Below are 21,838 nucleotides of genomic sequence, written 5' to 3' on the forward strand. Positions count from 1 at the left end.
AAGATAGAGCGAAGAAATTTCTGTAAAAGCATTGTCTGAAATATTGGACAAAATGCAAAAATGGCTTTTAGCGTGTATTCATTACTGAAAAACCGTCAAATGGAAATAATAATTATCAAATATTACCAAATCTTCGGAAAACAAATTGGAAATTCCAAGTCAATAAATCCACTAACTTGGGTTTAGTTCAATACTGATTTTTCACAGGGACTACTGAGCCCGGCTCAGTAGTTTTACGCAGTTTTTATATTCTTAGGTAATATCTGCATTTTTCTGGATTCAGATAATTAATGCTCTTATTTTGGATGTATTGAAATCATTTTAAATATTTTCAAACTTTCTTTGCACTGTTCCATCTGCTAATCATAGTCCCATCAATGTTAGCATAAAACAAATAATCTCCAGCTAAAAACAAGGATACATTTGATACATCATTATTAAAGTTACCAATTACCTGATGGTTTGATTTTGCAAATCCTTTAATGTTTCTAAACACAATTATTCTTTCGAAAAGTGTCATCAACTCTTTGAGATTTATTACCAGCTTCATGTTTTCTTTGCAGCCGCAAATAAACCTTTGTCAATTACTATATGTCTTCCAGCTTTCCAACCTCAATAGAGCCAAGTTCCTTTTTGAATATCAATTCAAGAATACTACGTCTCCTGGGCTAATCAGCCGGCCTGTGAGCCCTGATGAACTCCAGAGGGTGTGTATAGTGCTGTGATACAACTTCATCTGTAGTCAGGCCAATGCCCTGTGGCCACACATCTGCCCTAAAGTTGGTTATGCGTATTTCAAAGTGCAGATGGTCGTTCCACGACTCGGTCCCTATCACTCCATCAGTGTGCCCTACCAGTCCAATGCGTTGATTACGTTTGACGACTTCGTTGAGTTCTACTTCAATGGTTGCACAGTGGGCGTATTGAGCATAAACTCTTTTATTGACCCCATTTTCTATATAATCGTGTTGAATAAGGATAAGGTTGCCCCATCCCGCATCTCTATCTCCGCCATCATGTTTAGCTGGATAGGCTTCACGATCATAAACGATGTCAACGACCACACCTTCGCCAATAGCCCAAAGCTCATGCCCTGCTGCACTTGAACCATCTTCTTTAAAGAAATCTATTGCAGGGTGAATACCATCTTCCCTGTTAGCGAGATAACTGGATGGATCAAAGGAAGGGTCAGTTTCCGGGACAGGGGCTGAAGGCTCCTTCCAACCATCCATTTCGCCTGGTTCGACCGGGAAATCAAATCCGTATGTAGGGGCATTGTTTTCAACTATTGTTATGTACCAGGAAGTGTCATTCAAGTCGATGTCGTCTTTACTACAACCACCCTGCAGGAGAAGTACGAGTGCCGGATAAATAATCATGAATCTTAGTTGCATGATTGCCTTTGGTTCCATTCGTCGGATAGTAGCCTGTATTAATCCAAAAATGAATATGCCAATTGGATTATTTTTAATACTAAATAACATTTTTTTCTTTTCCATTTTATTATTTTAACTTTAGAATTATTTAATGGTTCTTAGAAACTTAAACAGTTCCTTAAATATTTTCATATAAGAAATGACCCTTCTTCATGCTAAAGATCAATAGAATATTTCAAAATCGGAATGATACCACTTTGTGTTATTACTTCTTTCTTGACTTTGTCACCTGTTTTTGACAATTCAAAATCTGGTTCAAACTCATTTAACCTATTGGTCAGATTCTGAACATTAAGGCTTAACATATGTGTTGTTCTCTTGAAATTAAGCTTATAATTGATCCCTGCATCAATCTTAAAATATTCATTCGCGTTTTCTGTAAAAGGAATATTTGAATAGGTGATCTCCTCGTTCAGAATTGACAATTGTTCATCTGTCGCAGTATATCGCTGTCCTCCGGCATAGGTTGCCTTTAAATTAATCCCAATGGTATTTTCTTTCTCCTTTCTAATTTTAAAGTCTTTTCCAATAAGTGCATTTACAATATAATTCCCATTATACTGGGTATTGTAAAATGTTTTTTTATCAAAGGAAAACTTTGACTCGTACATTGACATGGTAAACAGATAATAAAAGTTTTTGTGCAGAAACCTTTCTATTGTAAGCTCAACTCCATAATTCCTACCAACAGCATCATTCGTTACATTATTTACTGATTGGTATTCAAAAATATCCCTGATATTAATTGAAATAAATTTTTCGCTTGAGTTGGATGGCAGATCATATAAATGCTGGAAATATGCTTCGACTTTTAGGCTGGTATGTTTATTCATGTTCCAAGTATGGCCCAAAACAAAGTGTGCTGATTTAGTTAATTCCAGATCTTTATTCGGTTGAGTTTTGTAACCTGAAGCATCTTCTTTTTCAATTAAATATACATATAGGTCTTCTGCACGGCTGTGTAAACCCATTCCTAAGCTCAACGATTTATTTTTGCTGTATTCCCAGCCTAACGCAAACCTGGGTTCTATCGAATAGTTTTTGGTAAAACCATAATACAAACTATGCAATCCGCTATTTATGGTTATATCCTTGTATAACCTCCATTTCCACTGAACATAGGCCTGAAACTGATTTGTACTTTTATTGAAGTCATCATATACTGTTTCAATACCTTCATCTGTCTCATGATTCTTTGCTTTTTCATTTAAGTGGCTTATGATTAATCCGCTCTGTATTGTATGTTTAGCATTAAGTTTATGATTATACAAAGTTGATAATCGTGTTGTTAGTAATTCTGTATTTTCTAAATATTTATAATAATACGTGTCATTTTTTTCCTGCTCTGTAACATCAGCTTTTTTGAAACTATAATTAAGCGAAGTTTTAATAAAGGCCCGGTCGGAAACAAAAATCAGATGTCTGATGCCGGAAATTGCGGTTTTGGCTTTTTCTTCTTCGGTTTCCTGAATTAGTCCATAACCATAATCTTCTGTAGATTCATAGGTAAACCAGCTATTCCCACTTAAACCATAAATATTAAAAATTCCCATTTTTTTAGTTGGGAAATTCATATTAAAACTCAGATCCTGATAATTGGGTAATGCATCACCGGCTACCTTTATTCCCATGGTATTGAGAATAGAAAGCGTTGAATAGCGATAATTAAAAATGTACGATGAACCCTGTTTTTTGCTGAAGGGTCCTTCCGTAGCTATTTCTAATCCTAAAAAACCAGCGGCAATCCTTGTTTCATTTTGTTCATTGTTGCCTTTCCTGAAATTCAAATCAAAAACCCCGGAAGTAGCATTTCCAAATTCGCCTGGAAAAGCAGCAGTATAAAAATCGGAAGTTGTAAGAATATTCGAGCTTAATATACTCACCGATCCTACTGAATTACCGAGGTAATCAAAATGATTTGGATTTGGGATTTCAACCCCTTCCAGACGCCATAAGAAACCACAGGGAGAATTCCCCCGGATAACAATTTCGTTGCTTAAATCATTTCCATTCCCAGTTACACCGGCAAAATTAAGTGCCTGTCGTGCCGGATCGCCGATAGAAGCTGCATATCGGTTGGTTTCTTCCACACTGAAAGAACGGGCACTTATTGTGGCAAAATCATTAAGCGGTTTCCTTTTGTCTCTTCCTCCACTAATAACTATTTCATCTAAATTTGTAAAACTTTCCTGAAGTTCTATATCAACAATTACTTCTTTCGCCATAGTGATATCAACATTATTCAAATATCCATTTTCGTAACCCATGCAGGATACAGCAAAACTTTGGCGGCCAATCGGAACATTTTCTATACGAAATTTGCCAGACTCATCGCATACAGTTCCAATTGCATGTGAACTATCGAGTAACTGAATTGTTGCAAAAGGAATTGCAACTTTTGAATCTAAATCTATAATCACTCCTCTTACAGTTTGTTGTGCTAATAAAGGAAAGGAGGAAAGACAAGCAAATATTAAATAAATAAATTTTGATTTTATCATATTCTCTATGTTTATATAAAATTGAAATTCCATTATTATTTTTATTTTTTAATGTAAAAAATCTTCTGATTTATGAAAATAGAATAGGGAGCTAATTTAAACATATCTAACTTTATTGGTCAGCCAAACCTTAGGGACTAAATATTTAAAAAATTACTGGTTGATCATTGGTAACACAATGAATTCCGCCACCTAAATCAACCATATTTGAACCATCAATTACATGTACATCATGATTTGGCCAGAGCTCTTCCAGTTCAGATTTTATAAGTTCATCATTGGCATTCCCGTTTCCCATGGCAACCACAAAACCATTTCCTACCAGCCAGTTTAAATCACCAGGATACATAATTACTTCCAGATCCTCATTCTGGCAAGCAAGAGCCAGATTGTTTTCTAAGTTGGAACCATAATCTGCAATCACAATGGTATTTTCATCAATAAACCGGGCAGTGCCATCAATATGGCCAATGGTTCCATCACCGTCGTAGTGGCCATATGCCCAAATTACTTTTGTAATCCCCAGGGCATTCTTCAACAGGATTTCCTGATGTGCCTGAGACACATTCGGATTTCTGTCTTTCTGGCAATCCCAATTAATAACTAAAATGCCATTGCCATTTACCTCAACATTACCTTTTTCCAAAACATAGTCTTGTCTGTCTTCAACTTCCAGACCCAAATATCCGGCAACATTTACAGGGACTTGATTGTCGTTTTGCCAGGGAATGTTACCAAATCCTGTACCCCAACCATCAAATTTCCAGTTCTGTATCCATGTGTGTTCACCATCGGTTAAGTAAATTGGGCCACAATCGCGCATCCACGAATTGTCAATATCAAAAATGTGCCAGGTAATGTTATCTTGTGTTACTCCTTCGTTGGCCATGAACTCAATGGCTTCAGTTTTTTCAGTTTCCGAAATTGTTATCAGGTGTACTGGTTCGTATTGCTTTACTATTGCAATAATATCAGCAAAAGGCTTCCGCATACTTGCTTCCCAATCCAGGGCCCATTGAATCCAGGTTGCTCCATGGGGTTCCCATTCTGCCGGGACTCTGGCATTTTGATAGAGTACTGTTGTATCAGGATATTGTATATTATCCAATTCATTTTTAATATCTTCTTTTGTACAAGACCAGCTTAAGCATACAAATAAAAGGGACAGCAGACTAATCATATTTTTTTTCATTTTTTCATTTTCTAAATTAGACATTAATTATTTACTTTTAAATTATACATAGGCAAAATTATATGTTATGATTAGTATGAAAAACTATTTTCAACCAAATACTTTGAAATGGGTTCACAAATACAATATTTGGGAATATGGACAAAAATGAACATTTCATTCCCAAAGTTCGACATTTCATTACAAAGATTATTTTATCTTAAGAATTACCTTTATGTTTGGCTGATGAAATAAATAGTATATGCAAAAAATAAAACCTATCTACCATATTTTATTCTGGATATTCGTATTCTTCTTTGCTTTCGATTTGCTTGAATATGCATTTGATTTGTTACCTGCTATTGGCCTATCATGTGTTGAAGTTACCATTCATGCACTTATCTTTTATTTCAATTTACATGTTCTTATTCCCAGAATATTAGTGCCTAAAGGAAGCAAATTATATATTATTGGCTTATTTGTTTTTCTCATTGCAATATTGCTACCCTACTTTTATTCCGGTTTGGGTTATTATCTTATTGATGAGAACGAATTGAGAGTCATTTTAGGTTTTTTAATAAATTATATTCTCTTTACCTTGATTTCGTTTTTGTATTGGTATTTTACTTTGTATCATCATGAGAAACATAACAGGCTTGCCTTACACAATGAGAAACTTCAAGCCGAATTATTGTTTTTAAAGTCGCAAGTCAGCCCTCATTTCTTATTTAATTCATTAAACAATATTTACTCTTTAAGTGTAATTAAACACGACAATGCTCCTGTGATGATTGAAAAACTTTCAGATATTTTGAGATATGTTATTTACGAAGGGAATAAACAGGAAGTCATGTTAGAGAGGGAAGTTGAGCTAATAAATAATTACATAGAGTTACAATTACTGAAAAAATTAAAAGCTGAAAAGAACATTACAATAACAGTAAACGGATTAAACAGTTCTCAAAAAATTACACCTTTGATACTCATTAATATTGTGGAAAATTGTTTTAAACATAGTGATATAGCTTATAATATAGATGGCTTTCTTAAACTCAAAATTTTTGTAGAAAACAATTTGCTCAAGTTTTCTACAGCTAATTCATTTCAAGAATCTAATAAAAAAACAGGAATCGGGTTGGAGAATATTAAAAAGCAATTGCAGTATTATTACCCTAAAATGCATCGTGTAGATATTTTCAATAATAATGGTATATTTAAGGTAGAACTGCAAATAGAATTAACTTCATCAAACAGGACGCATATGAGATAGGTAGGGAGTATGACAAATTGCATTTTTAGCCCCTAAGTCCCCTAAAGGGGATTTTCAAAATTTTCTCTTTTTCTGACTCCCTTTAGGGATAGGGGTAAAGCAAGAAAAGAGAAAATTTTGAATTTTGTGCAATTTGTCGCACATCTGATAGGTACTGATAAACAGGAGATTAATAATAAAATTGTATATTACTTGATATCTGTGAATTATATAAATTTAAACTGATGAAAACATATAACTGTATTATTGTTGATGATGAATCGCTTGCTCAGGATTTAATCGAAACTCATTTAACAAAAATTTCAAACATAAATATTGTTTCAAAATGTCATACGGCAATGGAAGCTCTTCAGGCACTAAATGAGCATTCCATTGATATCATGTTCCTTGATATTGAAATGCCTGATTTAACTGGTATTGAATTCCTAAAATCGCTTAACAGATCTCCATATACGATTTTCACTACGGCATACTCAGAATTTGCTTTAGAAAGCTATGAACTGAATGTGGTTGATTATCTGTTAAAACCTGTTCGTTTCGATCGTTTCTTTAAAGCCATAAATAAAGTATTATCACTTCTGAAGGGAAATGAGTCGGAGGATGAATCGACACATATAAATAATGTTAGTGATGATTACATTTTTGTAAAATCGGATTACAAAGCTGTTAAAATTCATTTTAATGATATTGTTTTTGTGGAGAGTATGCAGAAATATGTAAAATTTCATTTAACAGGTAAAATGGTAACAACACTAATGAGCATTAGTTCTTTAGTGGACATTTTACCTTCTGCTGAGTTTTTTCGTTGCCAGAAATCATTTATTGTAAACCTCACTAAAATTGAGGGGATTAATGGTAATCAGCTAATTATGGGCTCCGGCATTATAGTTCCTATAAGCAAAAACCTAAAACACGAGTTGATTAAACGAATTGATAAGAATAAATTGCTTTAAACTTCGAAAATCTCCAATACTCACATGCGCTAAACCATGTGTTGATCTAAACCCAAGCCAAGCTAATTCAGTAGTAATTTCGTAAGTTCATCTTTATTAATTTAGGAAGAAGAGATAAAACTGAAAAAAATGAATTTGTAGTAAAAGAATTGTCTGAAATATTGGGCAAAATGCTAAAAAGGCTTTCGGTGAGCAATCATTACTGAAAAGCCGTCAAATGGGAGTAATTATTATCAAATATTACCTAACTTTCGGAAGACAAACCCGAAATTCCAACTCCCGCCGAAATATCCAATTTTTTAAAAATACATATAAGCCAAATCCTTCACTATATTATTTCAATCCCGATTTTTCATCGGGGCTAAGCTGTTTTATGCTGTTTTTATTTTCTTTGGTGGTGTTAAATGGCGTTTTTAATCTCATTTTCAATTACTTGTAGCATTTTGCCAACTTTCTCAATTAATGGCTCAACCGACTCTTTATTATAATTATACATATTTTCATAATCCCCCTTTTGTCGCAAGTCAAATAAAATATTCAATAATTGTCCATATTTCTTATCAAGTCTTTCTGTTTTAATAAAATGAAGAGAGAACTGACTTTTAACAGAAGAATGTGTTTTTGTTTTAATTTTATTATACACCAATAAAGCATTCACTGCATAAAAGATAGCATAATACAACCTATTCACCGATGAATTCCAAAATTCATTTTCAAATAATGATTTAGCTGCATCATAAGTTTGATATGCTGATTCTATGCGAAATTTCACATATTCCAATCGTTCTTCTTGATTCATAACAGGATTCCTTCTTGTGTTACATTTTGATAAAACGGTGTAATCTTTTGTCTTGTATGCCATTCGGTTTTTGAATATGCAAAAACCGAGAAAGATTCGCCAGTTTCCAATTCTAAATCATATAATTTATTTCGAAAAATATTTTCTGCCTCTAAATCTATAGGGTAATTTGTTAGAATAAGAAGATCCCAATCTGAATCTGTTCGTTCGTCTCCTCGTGCTCGCGAACCATAAAGTATAACATCTGCTGAGGTATCTATATCGTTAACAGAACTACGAATTAATCTAACTATATTTTTTTTTTCTTTTTTCATAATTCAAAAATACAAAATTAAATTAATGCTATTAATTATTTTTCATCATTTTCTATAATACGAAAACTCTCTACAGAATACCCAAATTTTTAAAAATACATATAAGCCAAATCCTTCACTATATTATTTCAATCCCGATTTTTCATCGGGGCTCAGTTGTTTTATGTTGTTTTTATATTTTTGGGTGTTGGGGGGCGTAATTCTTTTGATTCCAATTCTTAAAGAAAAGTCAGTCCAATTTTTCTATTCAAACCAGTCTCAAAAATTCGGATTAGAGTTGAAAGTTGTATATTTCCTTTCGCATTCTCAATTTTTGAAATATAACTTTTTTTGTTCCTGCTTTTTCCGCTAATTGTTCTTGTGTTAGTTTTGCTTCTCTACCTGCTTCTTTAAATTTCACTTATAATGAACATTTGAGCTTTCTCCTCGAAGGTGTTTCTGCTTTCTGAACCGATTTTACCATGTTCCCGTTCAAGTAATTCATCGAATGTTTTTATGTTACTATAGTCTGTCATGATATTATTTTTTTTTAAGTCTAAAATATTCATCTTTTAATTTCATTGCTTTTTCAATCTCATTCTTAGGTGTTTTCTGTGTTTTTTTCTGATACCCATTAAAAAGAACAATTAGTTTTCCTTTATCAAAACAACAAAAAACACGATAAATATTTGATTGATATTCAACTCGGATTTCAAAAAGTCCATCGTATCCGGTCATTGATGTTAAAAACTTTTTTGGCACCTTTTCAACCTGCTTGATTAACTCGAATACATATTGAAATTTCGATTTTACTTTAATATCAAGTGTCTTGTAAAAGTCAACAAAATATTCTTCACGAAATATGATTTTTAATCATGTGATAAAGTTATCTTAAATGATAACTCAATCCAAGTTTATTTTCGTGAATTGTCAAGATTTTTGCTACCTATTAAAAATATCTAATTCTACAGTATCGTTACGCTACTTATCGTAAATAGCTCTGTTAAAGTTTAATTTTTAATCTCCATTTATATTTGAATATCTTCTATTATTTTCTGTGCCAAGCTGTCCGCATTTTCTTCGCTCGTGCTTTCGGCATAAATCCGAATAATTGGCTCGGTATTCGATTTCCTAATTTGAACCCATTCCTGATCAAAATCTATTCTGATACCATCAATATCAATAATTTTATTTGCTGAATATTTTTCTTTTAGATTAGTGAAAATAGCATCTGCATCAATGTTTTCGTCTATTACCATTTTGTTTTTCGAAATGAAATAGTTTGGATAGGTTTTTCGTAGTTCAGAACATTTTTTGCCGGATTTTGCAAGTTGTGACAAAAACAAAGCAATGCCAACCAAAGCATCTCGTCCGTAGTGTAGCTCAGGAAAAATTACTCCGCCATTTCCTTCGCCGCCAATAGTAGCATTGTGTTTTTTCATTGCATTCACAACATTCACTTCGCCAACTGCCGAGGCAAAATATTGTTTTCCGTGTTTTTCGGTAACATCTTGCAATGCACGTGTCGAGGAAAGATTCGAAACAGTATTCGATTTCGATTTGCTTAAAACATAATCGGCAACTGCAACAAGGGTATATTCTTCGCCAAACATAGTTCCGTCTTCATTAACAATTGCGAGACGATCTACATCGGGATCTACAACAAATCCGAGATTGACTTTTTTCTCAACTACCAGATTTGAAAGCTCAGTGAGATTTTCAGGTAGTGGCTCGGGATTGTGCGGAAAAATTCCATTTGGTTCGCAATAAAGCTTTTCAACTTGTTGAACTCCGAGAGCATCAAGAAGTTGTGGAATTGCAATGCCGCCCACCGAATTGACGCAATCTATTGCTATTTTAAAATTGGCATTTTTAATAGCTTCTCTATCAACCAATTCTAATGCTAATATTTTGTCAATATGCTTTTTCGTAAAAGAATAGTCGCAAATTATTTCTCCAATATCATCAATTTTAGCATAATCAAAGTCTTGAATTTCTGCAAGTTCTAATACTTTTTTACCATTAAGATCAGAAAGAAACTCTCCTTCATTATTCAACAATTTAAGTGCATTCCATTGTTTTGGATTATGGCTTGCTGTTAAAATTATTCCACCATCGGCTTCAATTTCTTGAACTGCAATTTCGCAAGTTGGGGTTGTTGCAAGCCCAATATCAACTACATTTATACCCATGGCCGAAAAAGTTGCTGTAACAACTCTGTTCAGCATATCGCCGGAAATTCTTGCATCTCTTCCAACAACAACTTTTAGCTTTTTTTCACCCTTGCTTTGCAATTTCACCCACTGGCTAAATGCACTGGTAAATTTTACTAAATCTAAAGGATTCATGCCTTCGCCGGGCTTGCCACCGATAGTTCCTCTAATTCCTGATATTGATTTTATTAATGTCATAGTATAGTTTTTAAATCGATCCTGCTAAAACAGTTCAAATTGCATTATTTATTTTTTGGCAAAATTAATTATATTTTTGTGTTGAAATAAGAAAATGTATTAAACGTATTTTTATGAAACAAAAAGTTTTCATTGGGGCTTTGCTTATTATAATTGTTGTTGCGATATCGCTTATGGTAAAAGATTTTGTGGATACTAAAAATACATCAAAAAAAAATCCTTATAAATACGATTTAGAAAGTTTAAAGAAAATTGATTCTACAAAATTTTGTTTCAAAGAAATTCATCAATTAGAATTAGAAATTTCTGAGCCAAAATGTATTGCAGTCGATAATCAGAGCAATATTTTTGTTGGAGGGCAAGATGAAATTTCTGTTTTCGATAAGTTCGGAAAGTTTACTTATGCCCTGAAAGCCTCCAGTGCAGTTAATTGCATGGCTATTAGTAGTTTTGATGAGCTTTATGTAGGTACTAAAAATTCTATTCAATTATGGAACCATGAAAGAAAATTGGAAAAATCTTGGCTCATAAAGGCAGATAATGTTTTAATCACATCTTTAGCTATTAAAGATTCTTCAATTTTCGTTGCAGATGCAGGAAATGGAATTGTGTGGCACTATAATATCAATGGAGAATTATTAAATAGAATTGGCGATAAAGACACTGTTCAAGGAATTTTCGGTTTTGTAATACCAAGTTCATATTTCGATTTAAAAATTGGCAGGGATGGTGAACTATGGGTAGTAAATCCTGGCAGACATTCGCTTGAAGCCTACACAGATGAGGGCAATTTGATTTCAAGTTGGACAAAATCCTCTATGCAGATCCAGGGTTTTTGTGGTTGTTGCAACCCATCTAATATTGCAATTTTGTCAAACGGTTCTTTCGTTACGAGCGAAAAAGGCATTGAAAGGGTAAAAGTTTACAAGCCATCTGGTGAATTTGATTGTGTTGTTGCCGGACCCGATAGTTTTGAAAAAGGGACAAAAGGAATTGATCTTGCGGTAGATTCCGATGATAGAATTGTGGTTTTAGATCCTTTAAAAAAAGTAGTTAGAATATTTGTTAAGTTATAGTGTAGAAAATATTGAAAAAACAGGAAACTTTCATTAAGCTATTTGTAAATTAAAGTTTAGGAAATATTATAAATGAAAAAAAATAACAATTTAAGCAGAAGAGATTTTATTAATCGCAGCGTACGAGTATCTGCATTTATTGGATTAGGCGGGCTTGGTGCAATTTTGTTTAAAAACAATGTTAGTGGTGAAACTATTTGGCAGCTTGATGCTTCCAAGTGCATACAGTGTGGACGTTGTGCTACAGATTGTGTTTTAGCTCAATCTGCAGTAAAATGTATGCACGTTTATGATATGTGTGGATATTGTGATTTGTGTGGTGGATATTTTCGAACAGAAGTAAAAGATTTGACCACAGCTGCAGAAAATCAATTATGTCCTACCAGAGCCATTGAACGAAAATTTGTTGAGGAGCCGTTTTTTGAATATAAAATTGACGAAAAATTGTGTATTGCTTGTGGCAAATGCGTTGCTGGTTGCGGTGCTTTCGGAAATGGTTCATTGCAATTGCAAGTAAATCCTGATATTTGCACAAATTGTAATCAATGTTCAATTGCAAAAAACTGTCCTACCGATTCTTTCCAAAAAGTACCTGTAAACAAACCTTATAAATTTTCAAAATAAAAGATTATTTTATTAAAACTTTCAAAAATTTATGCAAAAGTGGAAATTTATAATAGTTTTATTTGCTTTCAATCTGTTAGTTATTAATGCTATAGGGCAAAAACGATTTCCAAAGCCCGAATTTGAAACTGAGTATATGCAGCCGCAAATGCATTCTCCTCTGCCTAGAGCAAATATTTTAGAATATTTAGATATTTTAATCCTTGTGGGAAGCCTTTCTTTAATATCTTGGGTAATAGTAAAAAAGCGGTCTCGCAAGGCAGTTTTTTGGATTACAGTTTTTTCAGTCATTTATTTTGGTTTTTATCGCCAGGGCTGCATTTGTTCAGTTGGTTCTATTCAAAATGTCAGTTTTGCACTTTTTAATCCCGGGTCAGAAATTCCTTTTTCTGCATTAGTTTTTTTCTTTATCCCAATAATATATACCTTACTATTCGGTCGGACTTTCTGTGCAGGAATTTGTCCACTCGGTGCTTTGCAAGAACTTTTTGTTTTTAAGCCAATTAATTTAGAAGCTTGGCTTGAGAAAATATTAGGTATTTTACCTTTCATATATCTCGGACTGGCTGTTTTATATTCTGCAACCGGTACAGATTTTATAATTTGCAGATACGATCCTTTTGTCGGATTTTTCAGGTTCAATGCAAGTTTTATGATGTTAATTGTGGGTGGAATTTTCCTTCTTCTTGGAGTTTTTATTGCACGGCCATATTGTCGATTTTTATGCCCTTATGGTGCTTTACTGAATTTATTTTCTCGATTTTCAAGAAAACATCTGACAATCACACCAAATGAATGTATCCAATGCCGACTCTGCGAAGATTCATGTCCGGTAGGCTCAATTGAAAATCCTAATTTGCTGAAGGAGCGAGAAAATCCAAAAAAATCTACAAAACGATATATTTCATATTTAATAATACTTCCGGTTTTAATTATTATAGGTGGATTATCAATTTCGAGTTTTCACGAAAATCTTGCAATGGCAAATGCAAAAGTTCGTTTAGCAAAAGAAATTATGAACAAAACTAACTTTGGATTGATTGACGATGAAGCATTAGAAATTTCTGGATTTAAAACTTCTGGTCAATCAGTTAGCGAATTATTTGAAGAAGCCTCAAATGTTGTAAACAGCTTTTATTATGGATCATGGTTTCTTGGAGCCTACCTTGGTTTAGTTTTCGGACTGACTCTGATTAATTTAAATGTTTTTCGCTACAGTCCGGATTATACTATTAATAAAGCAACTTGCCATAGTTGTGCAAGATGCGTTGATTATTGCCCTATAAAAAAATCTGTATGATTTATGAATTTTGAAATAATAAGTTTTACTAATGTTAAAAAAAAATAGCCACACAAAATTCTGGAGCTCAATTGCAATAATTTCAGGAATATTTACTTTCATTATTTGCTTTTTAATTATTGCTAACTATTTTCAAATAAATAGATTAGACCCTGTAAATACTGAGGTTATTAACTCTCTTATTGATAGATTAAACACAAATTCTGCCGACGAACAATTAGAAAATGAAATAAGAGAACTTGATTTGTTAGCAAGAAAAGCATACTTCACCAATAGATGGCAAATCAAGAATGGCGGATATTTGTTGCTGATTTTTAGCTCAATTTTAATAATTGCCCTTCAAGTTTTAAAATACAATGAAAAAATATCACCTATTTTAATAGACGAAAATGAAAAAACAGCTATAAAGGAAAAAGCCAGAAAGTGGATTTTATCTGGTGGAGTTTTGATAGCTATTTCCGCACTATTTGTTTCATATATTTCTTATGAAAAATTGGGAAAAAAATTTGAAAGTGAAGCAGTTTCAGCAAATATTGAAATTCAAACAGTTGAAATTCACAAGCCTGAATTGCAAGTTCAAAAAATTGAGGAAACATTTCGGCAAAAAGAATTGCCAAAAGAAGCTACAAAAGGTGAGAAAGTTGAAAATGTAGTTTTGAAAGAAGAAAGAGAAAATAAACCAGTAGAGATAGAGCATAAAAGAAAGGAAATTTCATTTGCTGAAATTGAGAAGAATTTTCCGAATTTTAGAGGTCCAAAAGGTCTTGGAATATCATATCATAAAAACATTCCAACAAATTGGGACGGAACCGATGGTACAAATATTTTATGGAAGGCAGCCATTCCTTTGCAAGGTTACAATTCTCCAATTGTTTGGGGTAAGTATGTTTTTCTTGCTGGTGCAAATTCATTGAATCGACAGATTTTTTGTTTTGAAGTTTCTTCAGGGAAATTGCTCTGGACTTACGATGTGAAAGGGATTTCAGGTTCGCCTGCCAAATCTCCCAAAGTTACGAACGATACAGGGCATTCAGCACCAACGCTTGCAACTGACGGAAAAATGGTTTATGCTATTTTTGCTAATGGCGATGTTGTTGCACTAAATTATAATGGGACGAAAATTTGGAATAAAAATCTTGGTGTTCCTGACAATCATTATGGGCATTCATCTTCATTATTAGTTTGCGACGAAAAAATTATTGTTCAGTTCGATCATAAAAAAGAGGCGAGTATCATGGCACTTTCTGCCAAGTCTGGAGACATTGTGTGGAGTACGGAGCGAGACGTGCGGGTTTCCTGGGCATCGCCGGTTTTGGCTGAGAATAATTCAAAAATTGAAATAATTTTACTTTCAGAGCCATATCTTGCTTCTTATGATTTATCGACTGGTAACGAACTTTGGAAAATCGATTGTATGACCGGCGAAGTGGGGCCATCGGTTGCTTATTTAGATGGAGTTGTTTATGCCCTTAACGAATATGCCAGCCTCGTAGCTGTTGATATTACGGGTGAACCGAAAATCTTGTGGGAAGACTACGATTATCTTTCCGATGTGCCAAGCCCCATAGCCTACAAAAATTATCTTTTCGTTGCAACCAGCTATGGTGCAGTAGCTTGCTACGATGCAAAAACAGGCAAAAAGTTTTGGGAACATGAGTTCAACAATGGATTTTATTCATCACCAATATTGGTTGAGAACAAAATTTATCTTATTGATATCTTAGGAGTTACTCACATTTTTTCTGCCGACAAAGAATTTAAAATAATTGCAGAACCAAAACTAGGAGAAAAAGTTGTTAGCACTCCGGCTTTTGCTAATGGTAAAATTTTTATCAGGACAGACAAAAATTTGTATTGTATTGGTGAGAAGTGAGAATTAGTTGTAGATGATTATAAAATGTAACTTTTTTTTGAAATTTTGAAACAACGAAGAAATTTGTATTTTTAGAAGTTCCCTAAAAAATAAAAGAGTAAAATCTTTCCTCCGCACTAAAAAAAATAGTATCTTTGGACAATTATTGTCCTGAAATATTGTTTAGGAATAAAATTTAAGGAATGACGATTAGAGAATCATTTGGAGAGTATATTAAGAAACTTAGGGAAGAACACAAACTGCCGCTTAGAAAAGTGGCTTCTGTATTAGATCTTGACCCTTCAACATTGAGTAAAATTGAAAGAGGAGAAAGAATTGCAAACAAAGAAATGTTGCCACTACTTGCTGAATTATTTAACGAAAGTGAAAAAATTTTGGGACTTATCTTATTTAGCGACAAAGTTGCTTATCAAATAATGGAAGAGGAAAATCCTAATGAAATATTGAAAATAGCAGAAGAAAAAATTCAATACTTAAAAGAAAAGAATATTAAACAAGGCTCACTTAATCTCAAATAATTATGACTGTAAAAGACCTTGTTAAAAAATACAATTCAAACAGGAAAACATATCTGAAAGCGAGTTATAACGAAACTCAACTCAGAACTGATTTCTTAGACCCATTTTTCGAATTACTTGGTTGGGACATTAAAAACTCGGAAGGAAAACCAACTAATGAACGTGAAGTTCTATTAGAAGAAGGCTTAAAAGCGGACGCAACTGCAAACACAAAAAAGCCTGATTACACTTTTAGACTATTTTCTGAACGAAAATTCTTTCTGGAAGCAAAAAAGCCAAATGTAAAAATTGAAAAAGACAACGATCCTGCTAAGCAGGTTCGCAGATATGGATTTACAGCAAAACTGAAAATATCGGTTTTGTCAAATTTTGAATATTTAGCAATATACGAATGTTCTAAAAAAGTTGAAAAAGACGATTCTGTAAGCAAATCACGCATAAATATTTACCACTACACCGAATATGAATCTGCTTTTGAGGAGATTAAAAAGCAATTAAGCCATCAAGTGGTTTACAATGGAGAATTTGACGAAACTTGGAAAAGCATTGAAGAACAACTTAAATTGTCAAGTGTTGATAGCCTTTTCCTTACACAAATAAATGATTGGAGAATCATTCTTGGTAAAGAAATATATTCACACAAACTAGATGTTTCAATTGAGGAGTTAAATGATATTGTCCAGTCGTACATAAATAGCATCATATTTTTACGTGTTTGTGAAGATAGAAATTTAGAAACTTACAAAACACTTTTGAACTTTGCAGATAAAAATGACTTCAATTCATTAATTGAAAAGTTTAAAGAAGCCGACAAAAAGTATAATGCAGGACTTTTTAATTATACTTTGACAAAGGAAATTATATCAAATAACAGCTCTGCTTTTTGGACTATCATCGAACATCTGTATTTTCCTGAAAGTAGTTATTCTTTTTCTGTATTCTCATCTGACATTTTAGGAAATATTTATGAAATATTTCTTGGAGAGCAATTAACTATTGAAAATAGTAGGATATTATTAAAGAAGAAACCTGAAAATATAGACAGAGATATTGTAACAACTCCAATGTTTATTATTCAAGACATTTTGCGCCAAACAGTTGTGAAATATTGTGAAGGTAAAACTGATATAGAAATTTTAAATTCTTCTTTTGCGGATATTGCGTGTGGTTCTGGTGCGTTTTTATTGGAAACCTATCAATTATTACAAGATACTTTGGTGGATTACTATTTACAAAACGATACTAACAAGTTAATCCAAACATCAATTGAAACTTTCACACTTCCATTTGAAATTAATAAGGCAATTTTAGAAAATTGCATATATGGAATTGATAAAGATTACAATGCTGTTGAAGCTTGTAAATTCGGACTACTTCTTAAACTCCTTGAGAATGAAGACAATTCGACAATTTCAATACCTGCACTCCCAAGCCTTGAAAATATTCAATTTGGAAACAGTTTAATTGACAGTTCCATAACAACTAAAAAAAATCAAGACAAAATAAACCCTTTTGATTTTGGAAAAACAAAATTTGATGTAATTATTGGCAATCCGCCATATATGGCAACCGAACATATGAAGCAGTTTACACCTTTAGAATTGCCTTTATATAAAAAGCACTATTCGTCATCTTACAAGCAATTTGACAAGTACTTTTTATTCATTGAAAGAGGATTAGACTTGCTGAAACCAAAAGGTTATTTTGGATATATTGTTCCGAGCAAATTCACAAAAGTTGGAGCAGGAAAAAAGTTGAGAGAACTGCTTATTTCAAATAATTCTGTGGAACAAATAATCTCATTTGGAGCAAATCAGGTATTCCACGATAAAACAACTTACACCTGTTTATTGATTCTTAAAAAAGATAAACAAGAAGAATTGAACTATTTAGAAGTTGATTCTTTGAAAAATTGGAAAACAAGAAAAATCAATGATGAAAATTTTGATTCCATTAAATTTGACGAACTTGAAAAAAATGATTGGATTCTTGTTCCTGGTATTTTAAAACCAGCTTACAATGCTATAATTAAACAATCAGAAACTTTAGAAAACCTAATTGGTTCTGATAATATTTACAATGGCATTCAAACAAGTGCAAATAATATTTATATTCATTCCAAAACAAAAGAAGATAAAAAATACATTTATTTTTCAAAGGATGGAATTGATTGGAAAATAGAAAAAATATTAACAAGACCATACTACAAGACTTCAAGCGGAGATGATAATCTGAACACCTATCGCCCTTTTAGTCCGAATACTTTTGTTATTTACCCATATTTGAAAACAAAAGAAGGAATTCAATTTGTTGAAATAGATAAATTAAAATCTAAATACCCAAATTTTTTCTCTTTTCTAAACTATTACAAAAGCAAATTAAATAATCCAAAAAGAGACATCAAACCAACACCTGAAACACCTAACGAATGGTATCGTTTTGGAAGACATCAAAGCCTTGACAAATGTGATGTTCCAGCAAAAATTATTGTAGGTGTTTTGGCTCAGGGAAATAAATATGCAATTGATTATTTTGGAGCTTTAATTTCATCAGGAGGCACAGCAGGCTATTGTATGATTACATTGCCTGATGATTTTCACTACTCAATTTATTATATCCAAGCCCTCTTAAATTCAAAATACTTAGAATGGTTTTCAGCATTAATCGGAGAAGTATTTAGAGGTGGATACATTGCAAGAGGGACAAAAGTATTGAAGAAACTACCTATTAGAATTATTGATTTTGGAAACAAAAAAGAAAAAGCAATACATGATAAAATTGCTTCTATTCAGAAAGAACTAATTGATATTCAAGGTCAAATTGATAAGAGTAAAGGAAAAAACAGAAAATTAATTCCTCTTCAACGTCAATTTGATAGCCGAAAAAATGAATTAGACCAGACATTAAATACATTGTTTAACTTGGGAGAAAGCGACAGCCTTATTCCTTTAATTTCAAAATTATATGCAACTAATTAAAGAAGCATCTAAGGAAAAATTAAGGGGTGGCTTTTACACTCCTGAACCAATTGCTTCATTTATTTTAAAATGGGCTTTTAACGGAAATGAAGAATTAGACATTCTTGAACCAAGTTGTGGTGATGGTGTTTTTTTAGAAGAAATCCAAAAAAGAAATTACGAGTATAATTCTGTTACAGCAATAGAATTTGATGAAGTAGAAGCAGCCAAATCAGGAAAAATTAGCTTAGGTAAATCAAAAATTATCAATTCTGATTTTCACGAATTTTGTATAAATACAAAACAAAAGTTTGATTTAATAATTGGAAATCCTCCTTATATTCGTTACCAATATTTTGACAGAGAGCAACAGAAATTTGCTTCTGAAATTTTTGGAAAAGCAAAGTTGAAATATTCCAAACTTACCAATGCTTGGGTTTCTTTTGTTGTAGGGTCTTCCCTACTATTAAAAGAAGAAGGAAAGATTGGTTTCGTACTTCCTGCGGAAATCTTACAAGTTTCTTACGCTCAACCTTTGAGAAAGTTTTTAGGGCAGTTCTACAATAAAATAAACATTGTGTCTTTTGAGAAATTGGTTTTCCCGGATATTCAACAAGAGGTTGTGTTGCTGTTATGCGAGAAAAATAAAACCAACACACATTTAATTGAACACCTGGAGTTGCGAGATGCGGGAGAACTGCAAAAATTGGACGTATCAAAACTAAAAAGCCCAAAGAAAAAAATAGATTTCAAATCTAATAAATGGACTTTCTATTTTCTCGACCAAAAAGAAATTGATTTTTTAGAAAAACTGCAATCAGACAAAATAATTCGGAAATTAGGAGATTATGCAAAAGTTGAAGTTGGAATTACAACAGGTTCAAACCCGTTTTTCACTGTACCGCTTTCAACTGTACAATTCTATAACTTAGAGAAATATGCAAAACCATTGGTAGGCAGAAGTGTACAAGTTCCAAGTGCAATATTCACAGAAAAAGACTGGCGTAAAAATAGAGATTTAGAAGCAAGAACACATTTCTTGTCCTTCCCAAAAATGAAGGATTTAAACGGTTCACTTGGAGCAAAAGATTATATTGCATGGGGAGAAGAAGCAGGAATAAACAAAGGCTATAAATGCAGAATTAGAGATGAATGGCAAATTGTTCCTTCGCAACGAATCTCTGACGCTTTGTTTATTCGCAGAAATAACAAATATCCAAAATTGATAATCAACGAAGCAAAAGCATATACTACTGACACTATGCACCGTGTTACGGTAAAAGAAAATGCAGAAATAAAAGCCTTAACAGCAAGTTATTACAACTCGCTTTCTTTTGCGTTCTCCGAAATTTGTGGAAGAAGCCACGGCGGCGGGGTTTTGGAGCTAATGCCAAATGAAGTCGAAAGAATTCTCTTACCATACAATCAAAACAATGCGGAATTATTGCCAGTAATCAACAAAATGATTCGGGAGAAAAAAGACATTTCGGATTTACTTAAAATTACAAATAAAAAAATATTAAAAGAGAATTTTGGACTTACTGATTCAGAAATTGAATTGGCTGATAACATTTGGGAAAGGTTATCTAAAAGGAGATTAAATAGAGGAAAAAATTAAATCAATACTATGACTATAGCAAATAAAATACAAGAACAACATACTGCTGGTCCAATTGCTATTGGATTTGATTATCAAATCTATTTGTTTATGTCTTTAGCTCTTGAACTTGACCCAGGAGAAAAAATTGGATTTGAAGTTAAAGACGATATTTATATTGATAAAGCAGACGGGACAACTATTTTATATCAAGCTAAACACACAGTTCAACAGGGCAGTAATAAAAACTTAACAACATTAGATTCTGACTTATGGAAAACACTAAGTAATTGGGTTGATTTCATTAAATCTAACAAAGACAATTCTAATTTTATAGAGAAACACTCTTTTATTTTAACCACAAATAAAAGTGAAAATAATAACAGTTTTTTGAATGCTCTTTTACTCTTTAAAAAAGATAATAAAACTGATACAGTTCTTAACAAAATAAAAGAATTAAAAGCTAAAACAATAGATAAAACGCTTAAAAAGTATATTCAAAATGTAATTTCTATTGGTCAAAGAAAGCTGGGAGCATTTCTAACTAAACTGACTATTGATACTGATGCTGATGAAATTATAGAGAAAATAAAAAACCAAATATCAAAAAGCACCAAACAAAATAAGGAAAAAGTAGATGCTATATTCAATAGCCTGTATTCAAATCTACAATCAGCTAAGTACACTGATATAAAAAATAGAAAGACGTTGGAAATTTCGTATAAAGATTTTACAAAAAAGTTTGGGAGATGCTTTATAGTAGCTTTTGAAACAAAACCTTTACCAAAAAGAAATGTTCCTGTTCTCTTACCTGATGATTTGGAGAACCAGTTATTCATAAAACAACTAATTGATATAGGAGAAATACAAAGCAGTTCAAAGGACATTATCAATTTCACCACTCAAATGCTTAAATTTTTGGCATTGTTAACAAAGTATACTTAATTGATTATTCCATTTCAACATGAGCATCATTACAGCTTGTTTCAACATTTCTAACTTTTTAGTATAGCACTTGCTTTTTCTTCTCATTCTTGCTAAGAAGTGCCTGAATAAACT

The 21,838-nt window shown here is 32.6% G+C and carries 18 protein-coding genes and 1 pseudogene; 10 read left to right on the forward strand and 9 right to left on the reverse strand.

The features are described 5' to 3' along the window. Positions 1-331: 331 nt before the first annotated feature. The 4 genes from HN894_08900 to HN894_08915 form a co-directional block, all read right to left on the reverse strand. Positions 332-550, reverse strand: a complete 219-nt coding sequence (locus HN894_08900) for a hypothetical protein (protein ID MBT7143443.1) — start codon at positions 548-550, stop codon at positions 332-334. Between the two features lie 118 nt (positions 551-668). Then, on the reverse strand, positions 669-1,499 hold the full coding sequence (locus HN894_08905) for a M23 family metallopeptidase (protein MBT7143444.1): 831 nt from the start codon (positions 1,497-1,499) through the stop codon (positions 669-671). Between the two features lie 92 nt (positions 1,500-1,591). Further along, entirely contained in the window at positions 1,592-3,937 is a 2,346-nt protein-coding gene (locus HN894_08910; GenBank protein MBT7143445.1) for a TonB-dependent receptor, read from the reverse strand. A 145-nt stretch (positions 3,938-4,082) separates the two neighbouring features. Next, positions 4,083-5,129, reverse strand: coding sequence for an agmatine deiminase family protein (locus tag HN894_08915; protein MBT7143446.1), 1,047 nt, complete (start codon positions 5,127-5,129; stop codon positions 4,083-4,085). 241 nt (positions 5,130-5,370) lie between these two features. On the opposite strand from HN894_08915, the gene HN894_08920 reads away from it, so the two are divergent. Further along, positions 5,371-6,378: a histidine kinase gene (locus HN894_08920; protein ID MBT7143447.1), complete on the forward strand. Its 1,008-nt coding sequence runs from the start codon at positions 5,371-5,373 to the stop codon at positions 6,376-6,378. A 224-nt stretch (positions 6,379-6,602) separates the two neighbouring features. Then, a complete protein-coding gene (locus tag HN894_08925) occupies positions 6,603-7,331 on the forward strand; it encodes a response regulator transcription factor (GenBank protein ID MBT7143448.1) in 729 nt (242 codons plus the stop codon). A 400-nt stretch (positions 7,332-7,731) separates the two neighbouring features. On the opposite strand, the gene HN894_08930 is transcribed toward HN894_08925, so the two are convergent. The 5 genes and pseudogenes from HN894_08930 to glmM all read right to left on the reverse strand — a co-directional run bounded on the left by HN894_08930 (position 7,732) and on the right by glmM (position 10,834). After that, positions 7,732-8,193, reverse strand: a complete 462-nt coding sequence (locus HN894_08930; GenBank protein MBT7143449.1) for a HEPN domain-containing protein — start codon at positions 8,191-8,193, stop codon at positions 7,732-7,734. Beyond that, positions 8,127-8,444, reverse strand: coding sequence for a nucleotidyltransferase domain-containing protein (locus tag HN894_08935; GenBank protein ID MBT7143450.1), 318 nt, complete (start codon positions 8,442-8,444; stop codon positions 8,127-8,129). Before HN894_08935 ends, HN894_08930 begins: the two co-directional genes overlap by 67 nt. A 218-nt stretch (positions 8,445-8,662) precedes the next feature. Further along, positions 8,663-8,959 (reverse strand): annotated as a pseudogene (locus tag HN894_08940) (helix-turn-helix transcriptional regulator). Between the two features lie 4 nt (positions 8,960-8,963). After that, positions 8,964-9,290: a type II toxin-antitoxin system RelE/ParE family toxin gene (locus HN894_08945; protein ID MBT7143451.1), complete on the reverse strand. Its 327-nt coding sequence runs from the start codon at positions 9,288-9,290 to the stop codon at positions 8,964-8,966. Positions 9,291-9,451: 161 nt separating this feature from the next. Then, positions 9,452-10,834, reverse strand: a complete 1,383-nt coding sequence (glmM, locus tag HN894_08950; protein ID MBT7143452.1) for a phosphoglucosamine mutase — start codon at positions 10,832-10,834, stop codon at positions 9,452-9,454. 113 nt (positions 10,835-10,947) lie between these two features. Here glmM and HN894_08955 point away from each other — a divergent pair, with 113 nt between their 5' ends. From HN894_08955 to HN894_08990, 8 genes are all read left to right on the forward strand, one after another. Then, a complete protein-coding gene (locus tag HN894_08955; GenBank protein MBT7143453.1) occupies positions 10,948-11,910 on the forward strand; it encodes a hypothetical protein in 963 nt (320 codons plus the stop codon). 72 nt (positions 11,911-11,982) lie between these two features. Then, positions 11,983-12,534 carry a ferredoxin gene (locus tag HN894_08960; GenBank protein ID MBT7143454.1) on the forward strand — a complete coding sequence of 184 codons (552 nt, stop codon included), beginning with the start codon at positions 11,983-11,985 and terminating at the stop codon, positions 12,532-12,534. Positions 12,535-12,565: 31 nt separating this feature from the next. Continuing rightward, positions 12,566-13,834 carry a 4Fe-4S binding protein gene (locus tag HN894_08965; protein MBT7143455.1) on the forward strand — a complete coding sequence of 423 codons (1,269 nt, stop codon included), beginning with the start codon at positions 12,566-12,568 and terminating at the stop codon, positions 13,832-13,834. Positions 13,835-13,865: 31 nt separating this feature from the next. Continuing rightward, positions 13,866-15,707, forward strand: coding sequence for a PQQ-binding-like beta-propeller repeat protein (locus HN894_08970; protein ID MBT7143456.1), 1,842 nt, complete (start codon positions 13,866-13,868; stop codon positions 15,705-15,707). A 182-nt stretch (positions 15,708-15,889) separates the two neighbouring features. Continuing rightward, the gene (locus HN894_08975) at positions 15,890-16,225 is read left to right on the forward strand and encodes a helix-turn-helix transcriptional regulator (GenBank protein MBT7143457.1); all 336 of its coding nucleotides are present in this window, start codon (positions 15,890-15,892) and stop codon (positions 16,223-16,225) included. 2 nt (positions 16,226-16,227) lie between these two features. Continuing rightward, positions 16,228-19,203, forward strand: a complete 2,976-nt coding sequence (locus HN894_08980) for an N-6 DNA methylase (GenBank protein MBT7143458.1) — start codon at positions 16,228-16,230, stop codon at positions 19,201-19,203. Next, positions 19,190-20,800: a class I SAM-dependent methyltransferase gene (locus HN894_08985; GenBank protein ID MBT7143459.1), complete on the forward strand. Its 1,611-nt coding sequence runs from the start codon at positions 19,190-19,192 to the stop codon at positions 20,798-20,800. The genes HN894_08980 and HN894_08985 overlap by 14 nt, the downstream gene beginning before the upstream one ends. A 9-nt stretch (positions 20,801-20,809) precedes the next feature. After that, positions 20,810-21,724 carry a hypothetical protein gene (locus HN894_08990; GenBank protein ID MBT7143460.1) on the forward strand — a complete coding sequence of 305 codons (915 nt, stop codon included), beginning with the start codon at positions 20,810-20,812 and terminating at the stop codon, positions 21,722-21,724. Positions 21,725-21,838: the final 114 nt, after the last annotated feature.

The organism is Bacteroidota bacterium, assembly GCA_018692315.1.
Lineage (GTDB): Bacteria > Bacteroidota > Bacteroidia > Bacteroidales > JABHKC01 > JABHKC01.